Below are 24,082 nucleotides of genomic sequence, written 5' to 3' on the forward strand. Positions count from 1 at the left end.
AAATATGTCAGCATTAACTCAAGAAAAGGTAAAAATCGCATTAATAAAATTGGGTGAAAAGCTTGGTGAACCGGCAAAATATTTAGAAAGCGCCATGCATACTGCTGAAGCAAGCAATCCGTGGTTTACTGCGGATAACATTAATAAGTCTATCTTATCCTTTTCAAAAATGTTGCATAAAAGCGATGTTGAAGATTGGTTTACCACCGCAAAATTTACATCAAAGCCTAAAAAAGTAGGATTAATTTTAGCAGGAAATATTCCTTTAGTTGGATTGCATGATGTATTGGCCGTTTTAGCAACAGGCAACATTGCATTAATCAAATTATCATCTGCTGATGATAAATTAATTAGAGCAGTATTAAATTTATTAGTTGAGATTGAACCCGAGCTTAGAGTTAAAATTGAATATGTAGAAAGGCTTAAGGATTTTGATGCCGTAATTGCAACTGGAAGTAATAATTCATCGCGTTATTTCGATTATTATTTTAGCAAGGTGCCAAACATAATTAGAAAAAACCGAAATAGTGTTGCAATTTTAACCGGCGAAGAAACCGAAGAAGATATCGCTAATTTAGGTTTCGACATTTTTGATTATTTTGGTTTAGGCTGCAGAAATGTTTCTAAAATATATTTCCCTTCAGGATATGACATCGCAAAACTTTACCAAGGTATAGAACACTTTTTACCGGTAATTAATCACTTTAAATACCAGAACAATTACGATTACAATAAATCCATTTATTTGGTAAATGCAGCCAAGCATTTTGACAACGGTTTCTTACTTCTTAAAAAAGATGAAAACCTTTCATCGCCTTTGGCTGTTTTGTTTTACGAAGAATATAATAGTTTAGAAGAAGTTGAATCGAAATTGACCAAACAGGAAGAAAACATTCAATGTATAGTTACTAAAGCGAGTTTACATTTAAAACATTTCAATTTTGGAGAAAGCCAGCACCCAAAGCTTTGGGATTATGCTGATAATGTGAATACAATTGAGTTTCTTAATGCTATATAAACTTTACTTTGCATAGAATAGCCATTCAAATTTAATTAAGATATTGCGATACATTCGCCGGATTAATGTCAAAACGCCTTAAATCATTTATTTTTTTATTTTTAACACTAATATATTCCAACATATTTGCTCAAGAGGTTTGTAAAGGAGCATTGGGCGACCCTGTAATAAATATAAATTTTGGTTCTGGTTCAACTCAATTTGCCCCTCCTTTAAGCACCGCCAATACAAATTACAATTATCTTGCAGGTACCCCCAATGATGGGCAGTATACCATTGCAAAAAGTACAAATGGCATGTACAATAGTACAAGAGGGTGGCATCAAATACCAAACCATACACCTAACGACCCTAATGGATATATGATGATAGTCAATGCATCCAATAATCCGGGCATTTTCTATCAGGCTGTAATTCCAAATCTTTGTCCAAATACAACTTACGAGTTTTCGGCATGGATTATCAATGTTTTAAATTACGTTGAAAATAAACCAAATATCACTTTTACCATTGAAACTACAAGTGGTAATATTTTACATAAATACGAAACTAAGGATATACCGGAAAGCGCAACGCCCACCTGGATTCAATATGCAACCACTTTCAAAACGGAAAATCAAACTGATTTAGTTTTAAAAATAACAAATAATGGCCCGGGCGGCGGTGGTAATGATATTGCGCTTGATGATATTACTTTTAGAGCCTGCGGCCCTGTTATAAATACAATTATAAACAACGGAAAAAGCGATATATCTGTTTGCGAAGGAAGCATTACAACGTATAAATTAGGTGCAAACATTATAGAAAATTACAACAATCCTGCATTTGTTTGGCAAAAATATGATGGTGTAAATTGGCAGGATATTGCTAATGAAACAAACAGCGAATTAAATGTCAGTTTAACCAATGCTGCAGTAGGCGTATATAAGTACCGCTTATTAATTGCAGAACAGGAAAATATTGGCTCGGTAAACTGCAGAACAGCATCACAACCGTTTACAATAACCGTAAACCCCAAACTTATTACTATTGCGGTTAATAGCGGCAAAGTATGTGCTGGGGGTACAGTTCAACTATCTGCTACAAACGGCGAATCTTTTTCATGGACGGGGCCAAACGGATTTACTTCCAACGAAAAAAGTCCGGTTTTAAGCAACGTTCAAGCAAACATGGCTGGCATCTACACGGTAACAGCCACAAAAGATGGCTGCACGGCATCCTCCTCAACAGAAGTTACCCTAGAGCCGCCAGTTGTTCCTATTAATGACAAATCAGTTTCAACATGCGAAGGCCAACCCATACAATTATTAGTAAATGGAGGCACAACTTACAAGTGGTTCCCAACCACCGGATTGTCTGACATCAATATTTCAAATCCTATCGCAACCTTAAAAGAAACAACCACATATACCATTACTGTATCAAACGGAACTTGCTCTGCAACCACAACTTTAACTGTTAATGTTTTAAAAAATGCGGTTGCCGATGCTGGGAACGACCTTTTTACGATAACGGGTAAAGGTGTAGTTTTAAATGGAAAAGTTAGTGGAGACAGCGTTAAATATTATTGGTTGCCGGCAACTTATTTGGATGATGCAACAAAGCTAAATCCAATTGCAACACCACCATCAGATATTACTTACACGCTTTTTGCAGAATCTACTTTAGGATGCCTCTCAAGTTCTGATGAGATGTCTGTTAAAGTCCAGCCTCAAATAAATATTCCAAATACTTTTTCACCCAATGGGGATGGTATTAACGATTTCTGGACGATTCCTGCACTTGATACCTTTCCAGATGCGAGAATAAAAATCACAAACAGATATGGAAATCTGGTGTACCAAAACAACGGACCATACAGTCCTTGGAATGGTAAATCGCAAGGGAAAGATTTGCCCACCGCAGCATATTATTACACCATTTACCTCAACGAAGATTTCCCAATATTCTCCGGTTGGGTGTTCATTGTTAGATAAAAACCAGTCGCATACTTTCGCTTATCGTTTTGAAATGCTATTTTTGAACACAATGTATATCCTAAAAGTTAAAGGCATCGCCAAAATACCTGATTACGTACAGCTTAGAGATGATAAGTTTACTTTGCTTGCTTATTTTAGGGTTGATAGACCTGATAAATCGCTCGATAAGTTAGGCTTAGGCGATAAATTGGACTACATTATGGAAATGGTAAAAGATTTACCTTTTGGGCAGATGGCTAAATTAGAAATATAAAATGGCAGGCAACGCAGTAATTCATTTAAATAATGTTGATGTTTTTCAACAGAAACACTTAGTATTATCAAACGTAAATTTACATATAGAAAAAGATGAATTCGTTTTCTTAATTGGGCAAACAGGTTCTGGAAAGAGCAGTTTACTTAAAATATTATATGGCGATTTACATATTGGTAATGGAAATGGCAACATTGCCGGCTTCGACCTTAAAAATTTAACCGAAAATCAAGTTCCGTTTTTGCGCCGAAAATTAGGTGTAGTTTTTCAGGATTTTCAGCTATTAACAGATAGAACAATAGAAAAAAACCTTGAATTTGTACTTAGAGCAACCGGTTGGAAAGACCAAAACTTAATTAACGAACGCATAAAAGATGTTCTGGATAAAGTTGGATTACGTTCTAAAATTAAAAAAATGCCTCACGAAATTTCGGGTGGAGAACAGCAAAGAATTGTTATTGCCCGTGCTTTACTTAACGACCCCGAAATTATTTTAGCCGATGAACCAACCGGAAACTTAGACCCGGAAACATCTGAAGAAATTGTGACCCTTTTGAAGCAAATTAGCCAAAATGGTACAGCAGTTTTAATGGCAACCCACGATTATCACATCATCAGAACTTTTCCATCGAGAATTATCAAATGCGAAAATGGAGTTGTGCATGAAGATGCTCAAATAGCTTAAATTAATTTTAGATTTAAGATTTAAGTCCAATTTTTAGAAAAAATATGATTTAGATTTAAGATTCTATATATCTAAAATCTTTAATCAAACTCGGCAATCCCTTGTCAGTCAATCAGCCAATCTGGTCAGATAAATGCAAATAAATCTGTCAGCTTGGCTGATTTGTGTTAATGGCAAAATAGTTGTGTACTTACCCAAAAAATTCAGCCTCAAATTATGTTTAATAAGAAGAAAAATAACGATACAGAAGAAAATATAATGAATACTGAAAATACATCAGAAAACGCTACACCAGAAAATGTAGAGAATGCTGATGCACAAGAAAAAACAGAAAAGGTTGAAGAACAAAGTATTGAAGAAAAACTTCAGGCTGAAGTTCAACAACTTAATGATAAATACTTGCGCTTGTATGCAGAGTTTGATAACTATAAACGCCGTACCCAAAAAGAACGTGTAGAGTTATTGCAAACAGCTGGTAAAGATGTAATTGTTTCGCTATTACCCGTTCTTGATGACTTTGACCGTGCTTTAAAGGCCATGGAAACTGCAACCGAGGTTGCACCTGTTAAAGAAGGTATATTATTGGTTAGCAGTAAGTTAAAAAATACTTTAGCGCAAAAAGGTCTTAAAGATGTAGAAAGCATCAATAATGATTTTAACACTGATTTCCACGAAGCGATTACGAATATTCCTGCACCAACAGAAGAATTAAAAGGAAAAGTGATTGACGAGGTAGAAAAGGGATATACTTTGAACGATTCGGTTATCCGTTTTGCAAAAGTTGTAGTTGGAGCGTAATTAATTTTGAATGATAGAATTTTGGATGAAAGAATATTATAAACATTCCATCATCCATTCATTTAAGCATTCAATCATTAAAAAAGAAAATGAGTAAAAGAGACTATTATGATGTACTTGGCGTAACCAAAAGCGCATCAGCAGATGAGATAAAAAAAGCTTATCGTAAAATGGCAATTAAATATCATCCGGATAAAAATCCCGGAGATAAAGCTGCCGAAGATATGTTTAAAGAGGCTGCTGAAGCTTATGAAGTATTAAGCAGTGCTGAGAAAAAGCAGCGTTACGATCAATTCGGACATGCTGGCGTAGGCAGTAGCGCTTCGGGTGGTTACGGCGGTGGCAACATGAATATGGACGACATATTCAGCCAGTTTGGCGATATATTTGGAGGTCATAACCCTTTCGAAAGCTTTTTTGGAGGCGGCGGAGGTGGTGGCCAGCAACGTGGCGGCCGTAGAGTTGCAAAAGGCTCAAATCTTCGTATTAAAGTAAAGCTTACTTTAGAAGAAATTGCACACGGAGCTGAGAAAAAAATTAAGGTTAACAAGTTAATTTCTTGTAAAACCTGCGATGGTACCGGCGCCAAAGATAAATCATCAGTAAATACTTGCGGAACTTGTGGCGGTAGCGGACAAGTTCGTAGAGTAACCAATACCATTTTAGGTCAGATGCAAACTGCATCTACCTGCCCTACTTGTAATGGCAGCGGACAACAAATTACTGCAAAATGTAATGTTTGCCATGGTGATGGTGTTGTACGTGGTGAAGAAACCATTACCATAAACATTCCTGCTGGTGTAAGCGAAGGCATGCAATTAAGCATGAGTGGTAAAGGTAATGCAGCTCCCAATGGTGGCGTACCAGGCGATTTAATTATTTTAATCGAAGAAACACAACACGAAACCTTAAAACGCGAAGGCAATAATATTGTTTATGATTTGCATTTAAGCTTTGTTGATGCCGCACTAGGTATGAGCATAGAAGTGCCAACCATTGATGGTAAAGCGAAGATTAAAATTGAACCAGGCACACAAAGTGGAAAATTATTACGCCTTAAAGGCAAGGGTTTACCAGAAGTAAATTCCTATCACAGAGGTGATGAGATTATCCATATAAATGTTTGGACACCTAAGGCATTAAGCAGCGAAGAACGCAGCATGTTAGAAAAGCTAAGAGATTCTGCTAACTTTAAACCACAACCTGGTAAAAATGAAAAAAGTTTCTTCGATAGAATGAAAGAATATTTTGAATAAAATAAATATAATAGCAAAGCCGATACTTTTAATAAGTATCGGCTTTTTTTATGGTCAAATATCTGCGATTTAAGCTTTAATTTCTATTCGTGAATTTTTGTTATCAAATTCAGCCGAAACAACTTTTTCAAGTTTTGTACCTATTATCTTATTTTTTTCTTCAACAACGTCGTAGCCTTTTTCTTTTAAATAAAATTTAAAAGCACGAATTTGGTCAATCTCAAAATCAGCTATAAATTGATTAAATACAGTTAATATTCTACCAAGTTCGTCATCATCAAATTTATTAATTTCATCGTTTTGAATGGTAAAAACCATTGCTCCGGCACCATAATCGGCTATATAGTAACCAGTAGTTTTAAAAAGGCCCGAAGCTGTTAACCCAATTAAATGCATATCAATATTTATGGCTTCAAAACTATCAAGTTTTAAAAATTCTATGTCATTTTCTTCACCATAGGCTTTTAATTCATTTGCATGAAGTAAAGATTTTTCATCATGCCCTACTGCAGTATTTGCCCAGGCCCACAACCAGGTATTAGTTGTACGAGAATATGAACCCAAAATTTTAAATGAAAATTCAATCTCGTTACCAAAATTAATTTTCTCATTAACCATATCTAAACTCCAGGCATTATCGCCAATGACTTTAGCAATATTTATCTGCTTATCAAAAGCAATAGTGCCAAACCTTTCGATTAAATCCTGATCTGATTTATGAAATTTAGTATATTTCATGGAAACTACTTTTGCTTCATAAGGTTTATCATCTTTCCGCTGGAAAAATTTCTTGAGTAAATCTGTTCTATCAGAAATTAAATGCGTAACCAAAGAGCCTGAGCTAGTTCTAAATTTAACTACGTTGCTACGGCTAATTTTTTCTTTACTAGCATCATTTAGATTATTTAACTGATGTAACATACTATTTGGTTAGAATTATAATGATAAAAATTTTTAATCGCTTTGCGAAAGCATCGAAAATAAAATATATCAAATCATATAAAAAGCAGACTGCTTAATTAAATGAAAAGAATGAGGATCTTCATCTATAAAACACTGAATTTTAGTAATTTATAACGAAAAACTATTTACTTTATTACACGAAAATAAAAAATCAAAAAATTTCTAATTATAACATCATGGTTTTTCGCCTAAAGTTTTCAGATATTTAATGGTAACAATGGCGTTAAGTGTTAAGAAATTTGTAACGTTTAATCAATTTTACCGACTAATAATCAAAAACATTAACCGTAATGCTTGACGTAAAAAATATTGTTAAAAAATATTCCAACCACATAGCGCTAGATGATGTAAGTCTGAATGTTGAGCAAGGAAAAATCTTTGGTTTACTTGGGCCAAATGGAGCTGGCAAAACATCGTTAATTAGAATTATAACTCAAATTACAGCGCCCGATAGTGGCGAAGTAATTTTTAATGGCAAAAAACTAAATTCTAACCACATTAATCAAATTGGTTACCTGCCCGAAGAACGCGGCTTGTACAAAAAAATGGAGATTGGCGAACAAGTGCTCTATTTATCCAAACTAAAAGGTTTATCAACTGCTGAAGCAACCAAACGCATTAAATTTTGGTTCGAAAAATTAGATATGGGTAGCTGGTGGAATAAGAAGGTTGAAGATTTAAGCAAAGGTATGCAACAGAAAGTTCAGTTTGTAGCAACCATTTTGCATAACCCGGAACTTATTATTCTGGACGAACCATTTTCGGGTTTCGACCCTGTTAATGCTGATTTAATAAAGAACGAGATATTAGAATTAAACGCAAAAGGAACAACCTTTATATTTTCTCCACACCGAATGGAAAGCGTGGAAGAATTATGCGATAATATTGCCCTGATACATAAATCGAAAAAAATACTAGATGGTAGTGTAGACGAAATAAAAGCATCGTACAGAAACAATACTTACACCATTGAATTTGTTGGCAATGAGAATTTTGATAATAATGAAATATTCGAAATTGAAGAAAGAAGCGAATTTAAAAACGTTTCCAGATTGAAATTTAAATTAAAGAGCAATTACACTGCTAATGATGTTTTAAGGTTTATGCTTCCGAAGGTAGATATAACCCACTTAGAGGAAGTTGTGCCCAGCATGAATGATATTTTTATTGAACGTGTAAAAACTAAATGATGAACAAAACTTTACTCATTATACAACGGGAATATCTATCGAGGGTTAAAAAGAAATCATTTATTATAATGACTTTTTTAACACCCTTAATCATTGCGGGCTTTTATGGCCTGATTATTTATTTTTCTATCAAAGGTATTAATGATAAAACTGATAAAATCGCTGTTATCAATCAAAATAAAACCTTAACAGAACAACTCGCCTCCAATAAAAACGTAACGTACGAATATGTAAATCAACCTTTTGATAAGTTAAAGGCAAACTTGAACAAAAGTGGCTATGATTATATTTTACTCCTGCCCGATTTTGATATAAATGCACCCAAAGGCATAGAACTTGTTGGAAAAAAACAGGCAGGTTTAACACTTGATGGTCGAATATCAGACTCAATTGAAGATTTAATTCGGGATTATAAATTAAAACGTTCCGGAATATCGCAGAAAGATTTAGATAATCTGAAGAGCAATATCAATATCAACACAAAAAAAATTAGTGATAAAGGTGAAGAGGAAAGCAGCAGTGCAGGCGCCAGTACAATAATCGCATTTGTAGCAGGCGTACTGATGTTCATGTTTATTATGCTCTACGGCGTACAGGTTATGCGTGGCGTTATCGAAGAAAAAACCAGCCGAATTATTGAGGTTATGATTTCTTCAGTTAAACCATTTCAGCTAATGCTGGGTAAAATTATTGGAATAGCCATGGTTGGCTTAACTCAATTTTTACTTTGGATAATATTAACATTTTCTATTTCGGCCGTGGCCGTAGGTATTTTTGTAAATAAAGAAGATGCTAAAAAAATAGTGGCCAATAGCCAGGTTGGACCGGTCAATCCATCTGCACAACAAATACAAAAAGCTGCACTAAGTGATGGCCCGATTGGAAATATCCAACAAAGTATTCAAAATTTAGAGCTTGGTAAAATAATAAGCATCTTCATTTTTTACTTTTTAGGTGGATACCTTTTTTATAGTGCGCTTTATGCCGCAATTGGTTCGGCTGTAGATAGTGAAACAGAAACACAACAGTTTATGATGCCGGTAATGATGCCGCTACTGCTTGGCTACGCATTATCTTTAAGTGTAGTAACTAACGACCCATACGGAAATATAGCTTTTTGGTTATCGATGATTCCCTTTACCTCTCCTATTGCGATGGCTGTACGCCTACCCTATGGCGTACCTGCCTGGGAATTAGGTTTATCAATGGGTATTTTAATAGTTGGATTTATAGGAACGGTTTGGTTTGCTGCAAGAATTTACCGCGTTGGTATTTTAATGTATGGCAAAAAACCTAGCTTGAAAGAAGTTTTTAAATGGTTTTGGTACAAAAATTAATGTAGAGATATACTCAAGCTATATCGATTTAAACATACAAAGAATACTCTAATTTCATTTTAACTTTACGGCAGCTAAAAACTATTTTTTTGTGAAGAAAGTTATCATTATTGGTGCTACATCTGGTATTGGAGAACAATTAGCCAGGCAAATGGCAGCATTAAATTATCAGGTTGGAATTACGGGCAAAAGGCAGTTATTGTTAAATGAGATAGAACGTAGTAATCCTGAAAAAATCTGCACATCGTGTTTTGATGTTAACGACGATGAAAATCTTATTGATAACTTAAATGAGTTGGTTGAAAGATTGGGTGGCTTGGATATATTTATTTACAGTGCAGGTATCGGCGATGTAAATGAAGAACTAAACAATGTTATAGAGCAAAATACCATTCGTACTAATGTAATGTCGTTTACAAATGTTATCAATTGGGCCTTTTATTATATTTCTAATCAGCAACACGGACAAATTGCAGCAATTACATCAATAGCAGGTTTAAGGGGCAATAACATTGCACCAGCCTATAATGCATCCAAATCTTACCAGATAAACTACATGGAAGCGCTTTACCGCAAGGCTTATCAAATGAAGTTACCCATAAATATATTGGATGTGAGGCCTGGCTATGTTGATACCGCAATGGCAAAGGGCGACAAATTATTTTGGGTAACACCCGTAGCAAAAGCAGCCAGACAAATTATAAAAGGTATTGAACAGAAAAAAAGCGTAATTTACGTAAGCAGTGGATGGCGTTTGTTTGCATGGCTATTTAAAGCTACTCCGAGAAATATATATAAAAAATTATAAAACATGCGTTTTGCGGTAATAGATATAGGTACAAATACATTTCATTTAATAATTGCAGAATTTGTAAATGAAAAATTTGAGTTAATTTATAAAACCAATGTTGCTGTAAAACTTGGAGAAGGAAAAATAAATGAAAATTTAATTATTCCCCTTGCATTTGATAGAGGCATTAATGCTTTAAAGGGATTTCGCAAAACGATAGATGGATTTAATGTTGATAGATTAAGAGCAACTGCAACCTCTGCTGTAAGAAGTGCAAAAAATAGCCAAGATTTTGTAAACGCTGCAAAAAATGAAGCTTTAATAGAAATTGAAACCATAACAGGCGAAGAAGAAGCTGAACTGATTTACAAGTCCGTTAAACTTAGCGGAGCGATAAAAGATCTATCGTTAATAATGGATATTGGCGGCGGAAGCGTAGAATTTATTCTCTGCGATACACAATCATTAATTTGGAAAAAGAGTTACAACATTGGTGCAGCTCGCTTGCTTCAGCAATTTTTTAAATCAGACCCAATTTCTGATGAGGATAAAAATGCTATCCTCTTCCTCATACAAACCCAATTGCAAGATTTATTTGAGATTTGCGAAAAGCATCAGCCACAAATTTTAATTGGTTCTGCGGGTGCATTTGAAACATTTGCAGAGCTTATCATCATAAAAAATAACCAAAATATATCAATCGAAAACATTAAAACGTACGATTTTAATTATGATGACTACATAGAAACCACTTTGAGGCTACTAAACAGTACTCATCAGCAAAGAACAGAATTGCCGGGCCTTATTCCTTTAAGGGTAGATATGATTGTAATTGCGGCCCTGTTAACGAATTACGTATTAGGCCGAACAAAAATTAATCAGCTAAAATTATCTACTTATGATTTGAAAATGGGTGTTCTTGCTTCAATGATTAAATCTATAAAGTAAATTTTAGTAATGCTGCGTACAATTTTTCAGTAGGCAAGCCCATCACATTAGTGTATGAGCCATTCATGCGTTTTACAACTGCCAAACCCCACCAATCTTGCACGCCATAACTACCAGCCTTATCGTAAGGTTTAAAATTATCAATGTAAAAATCTATTTCTTCACTACTTACCAATCTACATTCAACTTCGGTTTTATCATAAAATGATGAAATTTTATCGCCTTTTACGATGGTAACACCTGTGTAAACCTCGTGTTTGTTTCCTGATAATTTAGCAAGCATTTCCTGTGCATGTTCTCTGTTTTTTGGTTTACCCAAAATCTCGCCATTTAAAGCCACAATTGTATCAGCAGTTATCACAATTTCATGCTCAAACTTAAAGGCTTTAGCTTTTTGTTCGGAGATGTAAACAGCAATTTCTTCAGGTTTTAAATTTTCAGGATAGCTTTCATCTACATCTTTTAACTCTACTTTAAAATTTAAGCCCATAAGCTTTAAAAGTTCTTGCCGGCGTGGCGATTTTGAGGCGAGTACAATTGATAAATCCTGAAGCATTATAAATATCTAATTTGAATGAGGCAAAAATAAGAAAAGCGACCTAAAGCCGCTTTCTTATTCAAATTTTTTACTAAGAATTATTGTCCGCCACCTTGCATACGGGCTTCCATTGCTTTTTTGCGTTCATCTAACCAAGCTTTAAAAGCAGGTTTTTGTTCTGCTGTTAAAACACCATCAATTTTGGTGTTGGTTTCTTCATTCATTTTCGTCATTTTCTCTCTCATACCCGACATGTCGCCAGCTGCTGCTTCTCTAGCTTTTGCCATTTCTGCACCTTGAGCGGTGTAAATTGCCAAAACTTTAGTTTTTTGCTCGTCGCTAAGTTTTAATTTTTCAGCTAACATATCCGTACTTCTTTTAGCACGCTCTTCAGGTGTACCACCCATACGTCCGCCACCTTGCTGAGCATTTGCATAAGTTATTACTGAAAATAACAAAGCACAAATCATCATTAATTTTTTCATCTTATTTGTTTTTAGTTGAATTTAGACTTATTGGAGTTCTGCAATTAGTAAAGGTTTAACCCGATGTTGTAACTTAGTTATTACGATTAAAAGTCCAGTATATTTATTTGCTTAAAACACAAATTTTGAACAAGTAAAAATTGGGTTTCAAAACATTAAAAAACAATGCTAGTGAATTCAGCTTAGCTTGAGGATTGATTAATTTTGAAAATGGGCTATTTCCCAGAATCTACGGCCAGCGGATTTTCATCATACCATTTGCCTTGTACTTTCATTACTTTTTCGATAATGTCGCGTACCGCAGTTTTGCCACCATTATATGGCGATATAAATGTTGAAATGGCTTTTATTTCTTCTACAGCATCTGCAGGGCAAGTTGGTAAACCTACCAATTTCATAACCTTCAAATCCGGAATATCATCGCCCATGTATAAAACTTCTAAGGCGTTAATATGATTTTCCTTCAGGTAATTATTAAAAATTTCTACTTTATCGCCGGCAGCTAAGAAAACATCTTTAATACCGAGATTAAAGAAACGTTTAGCCATTGCAATACCGTCTCCGCCAGAAATTATACAAACATTATAACCCTTTTTTACAGCTAACTGCATCGCATAACCATCCTTAATGTTAAAAGTTCTAAGCGATTGTCCGTTATCTGTTACCTGAACAGAACCATCAGTTAAAACACCATCAACATCAAAAATGAATGTGGTAATTTCTTTTAGCTTTTGAAGAAACATCTTGCTGTAGGTTGAAAAGTTACGAGGTAAAAGTTGAGAAGCTAAGCTTCGTATTTAGATTTCCTAAACTTATAATAGGCAACACGAAGCCCAAAACAAAACTAATCTTGGTTATCTCTCCACTCGTAAACCCAGGCAGATTGTATTTGCTCTAAATGACCTTCATTACTTTCTTCGCGGGTACCTTTAAAGTTTGGTAATGATAAAACCCATTCTAATAACTCGGTAAAGCGAATGCGGTAAATTTTTGTTTCTCCAAATTCGTCACCAAATTTTTCATACAAAGACATTGCAATATCTTCATAATCGTTCCAGTAAAATGGTAATGCAAATTTATCGTTATTCATGTTATGTTAGATTGTAAAGTTAAATGTTTTAATTGTTAGCCGACAGGTGTGAACATGCTTACTTCTATACACTTCGGACTAAATACTCCAGACTGACTAATGGCCCATAAAACCAGATTGATCTGGAATGGTAACCTCGATATCACCATTAATTATAATGCATTGACAACCCAGGCGAGAAGTAATTCGCGGACGAACAGCTCTATCGATAAAATCTTCTTCCTTATCAGAAATTTCTTCGATGTTATCCATACCCTTGGTTACATAAACATGGCATGTGCTGCAACCACAAACACCGCCACAGTTGTGTTGTAAATCAATACCATTATCAAGGCAAACATCTAAAACAGATTCACCGGCTGCAATTGGTAATTCTACCGATTCGTGATCTGCTTCTTCAAAATTTATTTTTAGTTTAAAAATGCTCATAATTGTGTTGCAAAAGTAATAAGCAAAAGCCGCAATTGTGCTATTTATGTGTTATTTTAATGCTGTTGCTTAAAGTTTGATAAATATCCTGCAATGCCGGCAGGCTACTTAACATGTTTAAATGCTCGTTTATAGTGTTTTGATCATTACGAATAGCCGGTCCGGTTTGAACATCAACTGGCATATTCGTCATCACTTTATCTGCTGTTTCAGCAATTAGTGGTCTTATAATATCAAACTCAAGATTGTTAATATTTAAAATCTGGGCAGCCAGGGCATATAAATGATTTGGAAAATTGCAGGCAAAAACCGCAGTTAAATGTAAAACCTTACGCTTCGCTCCATCTAATAAATAAACGCTATTTGTTAGCTTATTTGCTAAATGTTCTAATTGAAATAAATTATCTTTTGAATCTGCCTCAATACAGAGTGGAATATTTTCAAAAGAAATAGATTTACCCTTAGAAAAAGTTTGTAAAGGATAAAAAACGCCGCTTTTTAGGCCATGCCTCGACAAAACATTAATATCTGTAGTGCCCGATGTATGTGCCACCATGCCATTAATACCCGAAAGTTTAGCTGCAACTTCATCAATTGCATCATCTTTTACCGAGATAATATATAAATCAGCTGTGCTTACTAAATCTGCGTAGTTCGAAATCGCTTCTGCATCTACCTCATTAGCAAGCTGTTGAGCATTATTTAAATTCTGACTGTAAACCTGAACAATATTTTCGCCTTTGGCTACCAATGCCTTGGCTAAATGTGTGGCAACATTTCCAGAACCTAATAATACGATATCCATACTTATGCAATTTTAGCTTCTTTTCTTCTTCTGAAAATAGATAGTAAGAAACCTATAACCATTACAATAGTACCTGCCCAATAAAGGTTTATAAAAGGAAATTCAATCGCCTTAAACACCACCCAATCCTTTGCTTGCTGAGGTTTTTCAAAAATCTGAAGTTCAACTTTCTTCTCATCAGGCAATACACGGGTAAAACGGAATTTTAAATCCAATTCGTCAATCTTCCGGCCAAAATCAAATGTATTGTTTCCTTTAATTAAAAAAATTGGCTCCGTATTATAAATTTTTCCGCTTGAATTAATTTCTAAAGGCAAACCGACTGCAAAATCACCTTTTGCTAAAGCTAAATCTTTAGCTACAGGTTTATTATTTAAGCCTTTAACGGTAATAATTCCACTCGAAGTGTGAACAGTGTCTCCCTCTGAAACCTTTATAATACGAGGTGCTTTATAGTTTTCATCATCCGAATGACCTTCATGATCATCGTGAGATTCTTTCCTAATGGCTGCACTGGTAATGTGCGTATACACATCATAAGTTAAGTAATGTTTTGTATCAGGAGATGCGATTAAACCCATCTTTTCATTATCCTGTACATGTGGATGTAAATCAAAGTCTTCCTTAACCTTGCCTTCCTTATCCATTACTTTAAAATTTAAAGTGTACGTGGTATTTGGCGCCTGCACTGTATCGCTAACATAAGTTACAGTGTACTTGCCCATCTGCTTAGGCTCATTTTTGTAAAGCATAATATTTTCACCAGGCTTCTCAGTTTTTTCAAAATCCTTAACCGGAATAAAATTATTACTGTTAATGGATAAAGGCTTATTGGTTGCCGCTGAAATTAAAGCACCAAGAATTAACAATGCAAAACCAATATGCGCTACTGCAGAACCTGCCAATTTTGCCTTTCCACCAAAAGCCTGATATAAAATACTGGCATTAGATAAAATAGCAAACATACAGCTGAAAGTAATCAGAATGTACATGGTGTTGGTGTAGATATCAGTTATGTACACAACTGCAGCGGTTATAACTAACGAGAATAAAATTGCCGAAACTAAGCTACTGTAAAATTTACGCGGGTCGGTTCTTTTGTATTTCAAGTATTGAGAAAAACCTGAAATTAAGGTAATCAAGACCGCAAAGGGTGCCTGCCATTGATTGTAATATTTTATTGCATCAATTGGAGGAGAAAAATTAGTGCCAAAAGCTTTATTAAACACCGGTACTGAAGTAGAAAATATAACCTGAATACAGGCAACTGTTACTACTAAAGCGCCAATAAACATCCAAAATTCGCGAGAATAAGTTTCTTCATCTTTAGTTGTTATTGGAAGTTCTTTCCATCGTTTTACGATTAAAACAGCTGCGATAACAGCAAATACAACATTATATAATACGAGATGGCCGAACATGCCCAAATCTGTAAATGAGTGTACAGATGTATCGCCTAATATGCCACTTCTGGTTAAGAATGATGCGTAAAGCACCAACAAGAAACTTAAAAATACCAATACAATTGCCGTAAAATAAGCATGGCCAGTATTTTTAAAGGCAATCATTACGTGTACCGCACCAATTAAGGTTAACCATGGGATTAATGATGCATTTTCAACCGGATCCCAGGCCCAGAAACCACCAAAGTTTAGTGCCTCGTAAGCCCAGAAAGAACCCATAATAATTCCCGTTCCTAAAATCATAACCGCGAAAAGCGTCCATGGCATTGCAGGCTTAATCCACTCTTTATATCTTTTTTGCCATAAAGCAGCAATTGCGTAAGCAAATGGAACTACCATACTTGCAAAACCTAAGAATAATGTTGGCGGGTGAATAACCATCCAATAATTTTGCAGTAATGGATTTAAACCTTTACCATCGGTTATAAATTTAAGGTAGTTTTTAAAATTTTCCGGATTAGCAAAAACCACAGGAGCCTGCGATTTTAAGTCTACTGCATCTCTTAACAGGATAAATGGAGAACTTCCGATTCTTTCGCCAAAAATTTCAACACCTAATAACATCGATGTTAAAAATACTTGAGAAAATGCAACAACTGCCATTACCGGGCTTTCCCAATCTTTGGCTTTCCAGATTAATAAAGCACCTAAAAACGATTGCCAAAATGCCCAAAGCCAAAAGCTTCCTTCTTGTCCTTCCCAAAAAGCAGAAATGATATAATAAACAGGAAGTTGTTTTGATGAATGATCGTAAACGTAGTTGTACTCGTAGTAATGACCTAAAATTAGGTAGAACAATACCGAACCTATGCCAATAATACTGGCCCAGTTAACTAAAAATCCAATTCGCCCGAGATTTCTCCAGGATTTATCTTCTAAATTTTTATCGCGACTAGCATAAAAGTATGCAATTGTTGAAAGTAACGATGCACTAAACGCCAATACAATAAAAAACTGTCCGATTTTACCCGGTAACAGGTTTTCGCCTACAAATTGAATATCCATTAAATTAATTATATTTTTTCTCGCCGTATTTTCCTACCGTATCCACCTTGCCATCTTTGTTGATTTCAACCAAATTATCGTTGTATTTAGACGGGCATTTCATTAATATTTTCGACGCATAAAATTTGTCCTTATTCATTTTACCGATAAGCACTAATTTTTCAGATTTTTCAAAATCCTGTGGCTTCGTTCCATTGTAAACAATTTCACGCACCTCTCCTTTTTCATCTTTCATGTGAAAACCGAAGTGGTTTGGGTCTTTCATGGCATCATAATAAGTACCTTTAGATTTTTCCCAATAGCCCATTACATGCTCCTCTTTACCAGAAGTTGATGCTTCGTTAAAATTTGAATAAGTATCAGTATTTGCATTTAAGCTAAATAAGATTCCCACAGAAATTGCAATGGTAATCAATCCAATTATTGCACTTTTTTTCATTTTATATGTTGTTTCAAAAGCTGGCAACAAAGATAGAAAAATAGCCTTAGCGAATATTCTTTTACATTTTTCTTGTCTTTATATTGACAATTAGCTGATGATTTGTATGATTAAAAATCATTTGCCTAGTCTATTTATAACTATTCTAAAGAAAAGGCTTAATAATTTCTGATTTGCCTAAAAAACTGCTTATAAATCTTTAAGTTTGGCCAACTAAAATCGTTCCCCGATTTACATCCCAGGCAAAACCTAATTTCTTATTATGATGAACCTTAAACAGTTCTATAAACTTTTACTATTTCTTGTTATAGTACCTATATTAAGCTCGTGCTTTGAAGTTGTTGAAGAGATTTCTATGCGAAATGATGGCACCGGCGATGTTTTATTAACAATAAATTTGAGCCAAAGCAAAACTAAAATTGCATCGGTTATGCTTTTAGATAGTGTGCAGGGCTACAAAGTACCCAGCAAGCAAAAAATTCAGCAAGAATTAGCTGAAGCGGTTGCCTATCTTAAAAAAGCTGAAGGCATTACAAATGTAAAAAGCACAGCTGATTTTAATAACTATATCGCCACCATCAGTTTTACCTTTAAAGATGTTTCAAACATCAACAACATTACAAAAAACATTCTGGCCAGGCAAAAAATTAAGGCAACCAACACATCATCTTACAGTTATAATAAAGCCGCTAAAACATTTTCAAGGAAATACCAGTCTGTTAGCACTGCCAAAACTGAGTTTAACAAACTAAAAAACCAAGATAAAGCGGTATTTAATGGCGCTAACTACACCAGTATTTATCGTTTTGAAACTCCCATAGCAAGTGCCAGTAATCCTTTATCAAATCTATCTAAAACTAAAAAAGCCGTAATGCTTAAAAGCCGCATTACCGATTTAATAAATGGAAAAATTAACGTCTCCAATCAAATACAATTATCTAAATAAAATGAAAAAACTGCTCATCGCTCTGGTAATTTTAATAAGCGCCAAACTTACTTACGCTCAAGATTTGGTTAAGAAAATACCTGCAAATGCCTTTACAGTAGCTACTATTAAGGGTAATAATGTTTTCAAGTTGATGTTTGTTAAAGATTTTAACGAATCTTTTGTGGGCAAAAAACTACTTGCAGAAACTTCTAAATCGCTCGATAAAAACTTTACAAGCATTGAAGATTTCGGCATCAATCTCGATAAAAACATGTATTACTTCAATCAGTTAAATGATAGTATTACATACAATTGTTTTCTTATCCCGCTTAAGGATGCTAACAAGTTTGAAAGTTTAATTAATAACAAGGAAAATAAAATAAATACGAATGGCGACATCAGAACGATGATTTTGCCAGACAGCACCAGCATAATTAAATGGAATAATAATATGATGTATTTCGTAACCGGAAGCATTAAAAGTTCTTTTTTTGCTGATTCTGTTAAATCGGCGAAATACGGAATTAAAGATGTAAGGTTTCAAAGCAAGTACGATTATGCCAACGATAGTGCAGTAGTTGCTGTAGATTCTACCTACATCACCACAATTGATGAACCTGTTATGGTGGAAGATGTAGAAGCACCGCCGGTTATTAAAGCTAAAGTTCAGAAAAAGGCAGTTACAAAAAAGGGGGCAATATCAAAAGCTAAAGCCAAAAAAGGTTCTGCAAAGAGGAAGGCAACAGCCAAAGCCAAAAAAGTTCAGCCAAAAATTGTAGAGGAAGAGGAAGCTGTTATTATGACGGATACCATGGGCGATGATACTACAGTAACAAAAAATTATGATGAGCAATACGATGAATATCAAAAAGAAAGAGCTGAACAAGATGCAAAAATGAAGCGGCTGGCTTTCGTTTGGATGACCGAACAGGCAGATAAGGTATTTGCTGGAAATTACGAATCTATCGAAAACAATAAATCTTATACTTCAAGTTTGGATAATAAAGCAATTGCCGAACTTTGGGTTTCGAGTTTACAAGATGTTTATAATTCTATCGCACCAGAATTTGGCACATACGGCAAAGCCGGAATAATGAAAGGTTATGGCAGTTTAAATGCAAAACTGTTTATGGATGGTAAAAGTTTTCGCATTTCTACAGGTTTAGAATTGGCCAAAGAACAAGCTGATGCCTACAAAAAAATAATGAACAGGAAACTGAACAAAAAATTCCTGAAATATGTAGACAGCGAAAAAGCAATTGGTTTTATGGGTTATTCTATCGATACCAAAGCCTATTTAGAAGAATTTCCGAAGCTTATAAAACAAACCTATGGTTCTTTTTTAGGCAAAAGTTTAGATGAAGAAATTGAATTAGGAATTGATTTATTTTCTATTTTGTTAGATGAAGAAGCGGTTAGTGAGGTAATAAAAGGAGATGCTTTATTTGTTATCAACGGATTAAACAGCAAAGATGTGACTTACACATCATACGAGTATGATGATGATTATAACCGTAAAGAGGTAACCAAAACCAAGAAAGAAACACTGCCAGATTTCTTATTCATGTTTTCTTCAGAAGATAATAGATTGATGAACAAGTTGATTAAATATGGCATTAACAAAAGTTATGTAAGTGTTAAAGAAAACATCTATAAAATCGAAGAGAAAAAAAGTCCGGTAGATATTTATTTTATGATTAAAGATGGGATTGTGTTTTTTGGCAATTCTTTAATTGAAATGCAAAGCATTAGCAATAACAGCTTTAATGCTTCACCTAGCAAAATGCACAAAAATTTATTGGCTAAAAATAACTTCAGTTTTTTATTTAACGCTAAAAATTTGGTTGGTAAAGTGCCGTCAGAAGAATTTGGAGGCGAAGAAACCGCTAAAAAATTTAACGAAACTTTGGGGAAGATGGGGAATGTGTATATGAAATCTAACCCAATTAAAGGAAATCTGGTTTCGGCTGATATTAGTGCTGAAATACCAAACGGACATGAAAATGCTTTAAAATATTTGTTTTCTTTAATAGAGAATGCAGCTAAATAGAAATTATAAGCATAGATAAAACACGTAATTACTCGTAGTTAAAAGGTGTTTATCTGTAGCAAAATACATTATGAAGAAATTTTTAAAAATAATGGCAGCGATAATATTATCGCTGCTTATTTTTTTTGTTGGTGCTTTTAAGTACAGGCAATACCAGGCCAATCAGGTTGCTATACCTAAAAATTCGACTTCGCTGATAAAAGTTAATGTAGATGAAATTTATAAAAGCCTTGCTTTAAATATGATTTCTAACCCAGGCTTTTATTTAAAATCCGGCCCAAAAACCGATCAAAAAATAAATTTTAATAGCTTAAACCACGGACTAAAAATTAAGGCCAGCATTTATTTTTATACCATTCAAAACCAATCTTCATCCGCTTTCTTTTCAAGGTTTTCTGTTAAAGATTACAAAGAGTTTGAAAGTTTTTTAAAAAACGTTCTTCATTTCAAAATTACCAAAGCAACAAACGGATTAGGTTTGGCTAAATCTAAAATTGGCAACGTTGTTATTTTGTATAATGAACAAGCAGCCGCCCTGGTTATAACAAATGAAATAGCCAATTATGATTTGATATTAAACGATATTCTAAAAGAAAAGAATTTTGAAACTATCAAGAAAACCAAGTTCAAGAGCATAATTGACAATCATAAACACATTTGCTATCAAAATGAAAATAACGTTACAGAATTAAATTTTAATAGTGGAAATGTTGTTTTCACCGGAATTTTCAATCAACCTAAAGGACTAATATTTAAGGAAAATTCAAATCATCGCAGCGCAAATAAAAACGCTGCAGTAAGTTTTTGGCTAAATGCTAATTTTTTACCGGCTCCAAACAGACGCTACAATTTTAAAAATACAATTTTGGAGAGCGATAGCTTGGCAAAATACTTTAAGGGTTATATTGATTTAGAATGGCTAAATACAACCCAACAAACCGATTCGGTAATTACTTACGATTATAACGATAATTTTGAGAAGGTTGAAAAAATAACGCTTCAAGCAAAGGAAATTCCAAATCTGGTTATAAATATAAATGCTGATGCGCCAGGATTAAAAAACTACCTAAACCGCCAAAATTATATTAATCCAGATAGTTTAACACTAAACAAAACCATATTCCCATTGTACAAAATATATGTTGGAGGCAATACTAAACAATTGGTTTTAAGTACAAATAAAAAAATATCTACCACCAATACATTTGAAAAAGCGAATAATTTTTTTGCCATGAATGTCGATTTCGAGCAAGTTAACAAGCAAATAAACCAACCAATGTTTAGCCGATATCTTAAAGATTTTAAAAAATTAAATGCCGAAGGAAAAAAAACCGAGTATGGTAAAATTGTAATAGAGGCTCAATTATCTTTAATAAATGAAAATATTAACGCCTTATTTCAGCTGGCTAATGGTTTTTAAACAAACAGCCTCAAAATATCTTAAAATTTGTAAATTAACTTCAAAAATCTCATAAATGCTTCACGATAATTTAATCCTGATTCTTGTTTTACTTCTTGCGGTAACCTTATTGGTTATGGTTGGCCAGAAAATAAAAATTTCTTACCCCATATTTTTGGTTTTAGCTGGTTTGGCAATCGGATTTATTCCGGGTATGCCACATTTAACAATCGACCCAAATATGGTTTTCCTGCTATTTTTACCACCGCTACTTTACGAGGCTGCCTGGTTTACCTCTTGGAAAGATTTTTGGGAATACAAAGGCGCCATCTTTTTAATGGCCGTTGGATTGGTTTTCATAACCTCCGTTGCCGTGGCTTACGCTTCAGTAGCTTTTATACCTGGTTTTACATTAGCGTTAGGTTTTTTACTGGGCGGAATCGTTTCTCCGCCCGATGCAGTTGCCGCAGCAGCAGTTTTAAAAGGTTTAAAAATCCCCAAAACCGTTACGGCATTGTTAGAAGGCGAAAGTTTGGTAAACGATGCATCCAGTTTAATTGTATTTAAATTTGCTTTGGCAACAGTTATAAGTGGCACATTTGTATTACAAGATGCAGCCGCCAGCTTTGTTTCTGTAGCTGGTTTAGGCATTATTATCGGCTTGGCAATTGGCGGCATATTTTATGCAGTACATCGCTTTTTACCCACTACAGATAACATAGATACCGTTTTAACGCTCCTTACACCTTATTTCATGTACATCGTAGCAGAGCATTTTGAGGCATCGGGTGTAATGGCTGTTGTTTCTGGTGGCTTACTGCTTTCAAGCCAATCACATGTAATTTTAACATCTCAATCCCGCATCAAAACAGTCTCCGTTTGGTCTGCTTTGGTATTTATGCTTAATGGCGTAGTTTTTATATTAATTGGTTTAGCCTTGCCCGATATTGTAAACGGTTTAGGTCCAGATTACCCAATTTTAAAAGCCATAGGTTATGGAGCAGGCATTAGCGTTTTAGCTTTGGTGGTGCGCATGTTATGGTTAATATCTACAGCAGGCATTACCCAACTTTTAAATAAAAAAACCCGGGTTCGTTATAAAGACCTGACCTGGCATTCATTCGTGGTAATCATTTATGCCGGCATGCGTGGCGTGGTTTCATTAGCCGCAGCGCTTTCTATTCCGGTTATGATTTCTGAACAAATCCCATTTCCGCTTAGAAATTTAATACTCTTCATAACCTTTGTTGTAATTTTTATTACGCTGGTTGTTCAGGGCTTAACACTTCCATTCGTTATTAAATTATTAAATATTCCTGAACCTAAAAGTAAGCTCTCTGAGCAAGAACAAACCAATCAAATTAAACTTAAATTAATCGACCTTTCTTTAGATAAATTGAATGCTGATTACCGAGACCAATGCACCCATAACGAGTTAATGGTAAATTTAAAAGCAGAATTGCAACACTCTTTAAACGAGAAAAAAGGCACCATTCATGCTTTTAGAAAAGGCGATATCGATAGGCGGGATTTAAAAGCTTACCACGAAATTGTACTCGCATTAATCAAGGTACAAAGGGATGAACTCCATCATTTAAAGAAGAATAAAAACTACGACGATGAAGTAATTAGAAAGGAAGAATGGAGGTTGGATTTAGAAGAATTAGGGATTATTACTTAGTTATAGTGGCTTTTTCAAGTCATTACTTTAACTTCTTTTTGAAAATGAAGGGCCGAACGCTTTTCGGAAACGCCAGTCCCGCCATTCGCTATAGCCCTCATAAAAAATTCGGGGCTGCCGCTGCTGTCAGGTTTAAAAGGTAAAGTTTGTAGTGCTTCGGTTTAAGTGCAACGAACCTAAAATATTGATAACTAATTTCATGCTGAAGCACAACCCATCCCGACACTTCGGCAAAGCATCTGCAACCGATGAAAAATCTGCCTATAATAAACAGGGACTCTTCGTTTCTTGTGATGACAAAATCCGCTATTCTGGATGTTAGTATAATGCAGCAGGAATATAAAATGAATAAGGATTTTAAATCCTCACTTATTAAAACTTCGTGATGCCTTTCAGAACATCTCGAAGAGCAACAATCAAAGGAGATTGCTTCCCCGAATTGTCGGGGCAGGCTGTGCCTCGCAATGACGAACGTTCATGTATGACTCGCTAAACTGACCGTTGTTTTAAACCCGATTGATGTGGAAATACTTTTTAAATTGTAATGACGCAG

23 protein-coding genes are annotated in these 24,082 nt (G+C 34.7%); 14 read left to right on the forward strand and 9 right to left on the reverse strand.

Going from position 1 to position 24,082, the window contains the following annotated elements; all coding sequences use genetic code 11:
- Window positions 1–4: 4 nt before the first annotated feature.
- The 6 genes from LUA90_RS02500 to dnaJ all read left to right on the forward strand — a co-directional run bounded on the left by LUA90_RS02500 (window position 5) and on the right by dnaJ (window position 5,989).
- A complete protein-coding gene (locus tag LUA90_RS02500) occupies window positions 5–1,018 on the forward strand; it encodes an acyl-CoA reductase (RefSeq protein ID WP_231465564.1) in 1,014 nt (337 codons plus the stop codon).
- A 65-nt stretch (window positions 1,019–1,083) separates the two neighbouring features.
- Window positions 1,084–2,994 carry a gliding motility-associated C-terminal domain-containing protein gene (locus tag LUA90_RS02505; protein ID WP_231489989.1) on the forward strand — a complete coding sequence of 637 codons (1,911 nt, stop codon included), beginning with the start codon at window positions 1,084–1,086 and terminating at the stop codon, window positions 2,992–2,994.
- A 52-nt stretch (window positions 2,995–3,046) separates the two neighbouring features.
- A complete protein-coding gene (locus LUA90_RS02510; protein ID WP_231465560.1) occupies window positions 3,047–3,250 on the forward strand; it encodes a fructose-6-phosphate aldolase in 204 nt (67 codons plus the stop codon).
- 1 nt (window position 3,251) lies between these two features.
- Window positions 3,252–3,935, forward strand: coding sequence for a cell division ATP-binding protein FtsE (locus LUA90_RS02515; protein WP_231465558.1), 684 nt, complete (start codon window positions 3,252–3,254; stop codon window positions 3,933–3,935).
- A 216-nt stretch (window positions 3,936–4,151) separates the two neighbouring features.
- Window positions 4,152–4,733: a nucleotide exchange factor GrpE gene (locus LUA90_RS02520; protein ID WP_231465556.1), complete on the forward strand. Its 582-nt coding sequence runs from the start codon at window positions 4,152–4,154 to the stop codon at window positions 4,731–4,733.
- An 89-nt stretch (window positions 4,734–4,822) separates the two neighbouring features.
- Window positions 4,823–5,989, forward strand: a complete 1,167-nt coding sequence (gene dnaJ / locus LUA90_RS02525) for a molecular chaperone DnaJ (RefSeq protein ID WP_231465554.1) — start codon at window positions 4,823–4,825, stop codon at window positions 5,987–5,989.
- 69 nt (window positions 5,990–6,058) lie between these two features.
- Here dnaJ and LUA90_RS02530 read toward each other — a convergent pair whose 3' ends face one another.
- Window positions 6,059–6,910: a DUF6882 domain-containing protein gene (locus LUA90_RS02530; protein WP_231489990.1), complete on the reverse strand. Its 852-nt coding sequence runs from the start codon at window positions 6,908–6,910 to the stop codon at window positions 6,059–6,061.
- 332 nt (window positions 6,911–7,242) lie between these two features.
- Between LUA90_RS02530 and LUA90_RS02535 the strand changes: the two genes are divergently transcribed.
- The 4 genes from LUA90_RS02535 (at window position 7,243) to LUA90_RS02550 (ending at window position 11,217) form a co-directional block, all read left to right on the forward strand.
- Entirely contained in the window at window positions 7,243–8,142 is a 900-nt protein-coding gene (locus LUA90_RS02535; protein WP_231489992.1) for an ABC transporter ATP-binding protein, read from the forward strand.
- Entirely contained in the window at window positions 8,142–9,479 is a 1,338-nt protein-coding gene (locus tag LUA90_RS02540) for an ABC transporter permease (RefSeq protein ID WP_370634397.1), read from the forward strand. The genes LUA90_RS02535 and LUA90_RS02540 overlap by 1 nt, the downstream gene beginning before the upstream one ends.
- A 91-nt stretch (window positions 9,480–9,570) precedes the next feature.
- Window positions 9,571–10,287, forward strand: coding sequence for an SDR family NAD(P)-dependent oxidoreductase (locus LUA90_RS02545; RefSeq protein ID WP_231489993.1), 717 nt, complete (start codon window positions 9,571–9,573; stop codon window positions 10,285–10,287).
- Window positions 10,288–10,290: 3 nt separating this feature from the next.
- Window positions 10,291–11,217, forward strand: coding sequence for an exopolyphosphatase (locus LUA90_RS02550; protein ID WP_231489994.1), 927 nt, complete (start codon window positions 10,291–10,293; stop codon window positions 11,215–11,217).
- On the opposite strand, the gene LUA90_RS02555 is transcribed toward LUA90_RS02550, so the two are convergent.
- The 8 genes from LUA90_RS02555 to LUA90_RS02590 all read right to left on the reverse strand — a co-directional run bounded on the left by LUA90_RS02555 (window position 11,207) and on the right by LUA90_RS02590 (window position 17,471).
- Entirely contained in the window at window positions 11,207–11,773 is a 567-nt protein-coding gene (locus tag LUA90_RS02555; protein WP_231489996.1) for a nucleoside triphosphate pyrophosphatase, read from the reverse strand. The genes LUA90_RS02550 and LUA90_RS02555 overlap by 11 nt on opposite strands.
- An 80-nt stretch (window positions 11,774–11,853) precedes the next feature.
- Window positions 11,854–12,240: a hypothetical protein gene (locus tag LUA90_RS02560; RefSeq protein ID WP_231465541.1), complete on the reverse strand. Its 387-nt coding sequence runs from the start codon at window positions 12,238–12,240 to the stop codon at window positions 11,854–11,856.
- A 215-nt stretch (window positions 12,241–12,455) separates the two neighbouring features.
- Window positions 12,456–12,983, reverse strand: coding sequence for an HAD family hydrolase (locus tag LUA90_RS02565; protein ID WP_231489997.1), 528 nt, complete (start codon window positions 12,981–12,983; stop codon window positions 12,456–12,458).
- Between the two features lie 101 nt (window positions 12,984–13,084).
- The gene (gene iscX / locus LUA90_RS02570; RefSeq protein ID WP_231465537.1) at window positions 13,085–13,330 is read right to left on the reverse strand and encodes a Fe-S cluster assembly protein IscX; all 246 of its coding nucleotides are present in this window, start codon (window positions 13,328–13,330) and stop codon (window positions 13,085–13,087) included.
- 96 nt (window positions 13,331–13,426) lie between these two features.
- Window positions 13,427–13,759 (reverse strand): 2Fe-2S iron-sulfur cluster-binding protein, encoded by a 333-nt coding sequence (locus LUA90_RS02575; protein WP_231465535.1) that lies wholly within the window; start codon window positions 13,757–13,759, stop codon window positions 13,427–13,429.
- A 40-nt stretch (window positions 13,760–13,799) separates the two neighbouring features.
- Window positions 13,800–14,564 (reverse strand): Rossmann-like and DUF2520 domain-containing protein, encoded by a 765-nt coding sequence (locus LUA90_RS02580; RefSeq protein ID WP_231489999.1) that lies wholly within the window; start codon window positions 14,562–14,564, stop codon window positions 13,800–13,802.
- A 2-nt stretch (window positions 14,565–14,566) separates the two neighbouring features.
- The gene (locus LUA90_RS02585; RefSeq protein WP_231465531.1) at window positions 14,567–17,032 is read right to left on the reverse strand and encodes a heme lyase CcmF/NrfE family subunit; all 2,466 of its coding nucleotides are present in this window, start codon (window positions 17,030–17,032) and stop codon (window positions 14,567–14,569) included.
- Window positions 17,033–17,036: 4 nt separating this feature from the next.
- Entirely contained in the window at window positions 17,037–17,471 is a 435-nt protein-coding gene (locus LUA90_RS02590; protein ID WP_231465530.1) for a cytochrome c maturation protein CcmE, read from the reverse strand.
- A 262-nt stretch (window positions 17,472–17,733) separates the two neighbouring features.
- On the opposite strand from LUA90_RS02590, the gene LUA90_RS02595 reads away from it, so the two are divergent.
- The 4 genes from LUA90_RS02595 (at window position 17,734) to LUA90_RS02610 (ending at window position 23,529) form a co-directional block, all read left to right on the forward strand.
- A complete protein-coding gene (locus tag LUA90_RS02595) occupies window positions 17,734–18,417 on the forward strand; it encodes a hypothetical protein (protein ID WP_231490001.1) in 684 nt (227 codons plus the stop codon).
- Window position 18,418: 1 nt separating this feature from the next.
- Window positions 18,419–20,449 (forward strand): hypothetical protein, encoded by a 2,031-nt coding sequence (locus tag LUA90_RS02600; RefSeq protein ID WP_231490003.1) that lies wholly within the window; start codon window positions 18,419–18,421, stop codon window positions 20,447–20,449.
- A gap of 91 nt (window positions 20,450–20,540) precedes the next feature.
- Window positions 20,541–21,869 carry a hypothetical protein gene (locus tag LUA90_RS02605; protein ID WP_231490005.1) on the forward strand — a complete coding sequence of 443 codons (1,329 nt, stop codon included), beginning with the start codon at window positions 20,541–20,543 and terminating at the stop codon, window positions 21,867–21,869.
- 55 nt (window positions 21,870–21,924) lie between these two features.
- Complete coding sequence (locus tag LUA90_RS02610) at window positions 21,925–23,529, forward strand: Na+/H+ antiporter (RefSeq protein ID WP_231490007.1); 1,605 nt, start codon at window positions 21,925–21,927, stop codon at window positions 23,527–23,529.
- Window positions 23,530–24,082 lie beyond the last annotated feature (553 nt).

Origin of the sequence: Pedobacter sp. Leaf170, from assembly GCF_920984665.1 — a bacterium.
Classification (GTDB): domain Bacteria; phylum Bacteroidota; class Bacteroidia; order Sphingobacteriales; family Sphingobacteriaceae; genus Pedobacter.

Bases quoted from the DNA above. Each gene is read 5' to 3' on its own strand.
- LUA90_RS02500 (WP_231465564.1), top strand. From the start codon at position 5: ATGTCAGCATTAACTCAAGAAAAGGTAAAAATCGCATTAATAAAATTG.
- LUA90_RS02505 (WP_231489989.1), top strand. From the start codon at position 1,084: ATGTCAAAACGCCTTAAATCATTTATTTTTTTATTTTTAACACTAATA.
- LUA90_RS02510 (WP_231465560.1), top strand. From the start codon at position 3,047: ATGTATATCCTAAAAGTTAAAGGCATCGCCAAAATACCTGATTACGTA.
- LUA90_RS02515 (WP_231465558.1), top strand. From the start codon at position 3,252: ATGGCAGGCAACGCAGTAATTCATTTAAATAATGTTGATGTTTTTCAA.
- LUA90_RS02520 (WP_231465556.1), top strand. From the start codon at position 4,152: ATGTTTAATAAGAAGAAAAATAACGATACAGAAGAAAATATAATGAAT.
- dnaJ (WP_231465554.1), top strand. From the start codon at position 4,823: ATGAGTAAAAGAGACTATTATGATGTACTTGGCGTAACCAAAAGCGCA.
- LUA90_RS02530 (WP_231489990.1), bottom strand. From the start codon at position 6,910: ATGTTACATCAGTTAAATAATCTAAATGATGCTAGTAAAGAAAAAATT.
- LUA90_RS02535 (WP_231489992.1), top strand. From the start codon at position 7,243: ATGCTTGACGTAAAAAATATTGTTAAAAAATATTCCAACCACATAGCG.
- LUA90_RS02540 (WP_370634397.1), top strand. From the start codon at position 8,142: ATGAACAAAACTTTACTCATTATACAACGGGAATATCTATCGAGGGTT.
- LUA90_RS02550 (WP_231489994.1), top strand. From the start codon at position 10,291: ATGCGTTTTGCGGTAATAGATATAGGTACAAATACATTTCATTTAATA.
- LUA90_RS02555 (WP_231489996.1), bottom strand. From the start codon at position 11,773: ATGCTTCAGGATTTATCAATTGTACTCGCCTCAAAATCGCCACGCCGG.
- LUA90_RS02560 (WP_231465541.1), bottom strand. From the start codon at position 12,240: ATGAAAAAATTAATGATGATTTGTGCTTTGTTATTTTCAGTAATAACT.
- LUA90_RS02565 (WP_231489997.1), bottom strand. From the start codon at position 12,983: ATGTTTCTTCAAAAGCTAAAAGAAATTACCACATTCATTTTTGATGTT.
- iscX (WP_231465537.1), bottom strand. From the start codon at position 13,330: ATGAATAACGATAAATTTGCATTACCATTTTACTGGAACGATTATGAA.
- LUA90_RS02575 (WP_231465535.1), bottom strand. From the start codon at position 13,759: ATGAGCATTTTTAAACTAAAAATAAATTTTGAAGAAGCAGATCACGAA.
- LUA90_RS02580 (WP_231489999.1), bottom strand. From the start codon at position 14,564: ATGGATATCGTATTATTAGGTTCTGGAAATGTTGCCACACATTTAGCC.
- LUA90_RS02585 (WP_231465531.1), bottom strand. From the start codon at position 17,032: ATGGATATTCAATTTGTAGGCGAAAACCTGTTACCGGGTAAAATCGGA.
- LUA90_RS02590 (WP_231465530.1), bottom strand. From the start codon at position 17,471: ATGAAAAAAAGTGCAATAATTGGATTGATTACCATTGCAATTTCTGTG.
- LUA90_RS02595 (WP_231490001.1), top strand. From the start codon at position 17,734: ATGATGAACCTTAAACAGTTCTATAAACTTTTACTATTTCTTGTTATA.
- LUA90_RS02600 (WP_231490003.1), top strand. From the start codon at position 18,419: ATGAAAAAACTGCTCATCGCTCTGGTAATTTTAATAAGCGCCAAACTT.
- LUA90_RS02605 (WP_231490005.1), top strand. From the start codon at position 20,541: ATGGCAGCGATAATATTATCGCTGCTTATTTTTTTTGTTGGTGCTTTT.
- LUA90_RS02610 (WP_231490007.1), top strand. From the start codon at position 21,925: ATGCTTCACGATAATTTAATCCTGATTCTTGTTTTACTTCTTGCGGTA.